The sequence below is a fragment of the Peribacillus sp. SIMBA_075 genome (genome assembly GCF_046534585.1).
Window position 1 is genome coordinate 1 of record NZ_JAWRYN010000307.1, and the last position, 321, is coordinate 321.

Consider the following 321-nt stretch of genomic DNA (forward strand, 5'->3'; position numbering starts at 1 on the left):
CAAAACGGCGGGTTGGTGCATACAGGCCGGTTGGCTGATAACCCCAACTGCCATCGAAGGGATGCTCGTTAATGGGCAGTAGTTCGAGGTGGGTAAAGCCCATCCATTTAGCATAAGGCACCAGTTGATCGGCCAGCTCGCGGTAGCTCAACCAGAAATTGTTGTCGGTGTGGCGACGCCAGGAACCCAGGTGAACTTCATAAATAGAGATTGGCGCATCAAACTGATTCGCTTTTTTGCGCTCTTCAGTCTGTACAACCTTTTCCGGCAGCCCGCAAATAAGAGACGCGGTTTCCGGGCGCATTTGCGCTTCGAAGGCAT

1 pseudogene is annotated in these 321 nt (G+C 53.0%); it reads right to left on the reverse strand.

The features are described 5' to 3' along the window. A pseudogene (locus SB775_RS28350) lies at window positions 1-321 on the reverse strand (1,4-alpha-glucan branching protein GlgB); the annotation flags it as partial.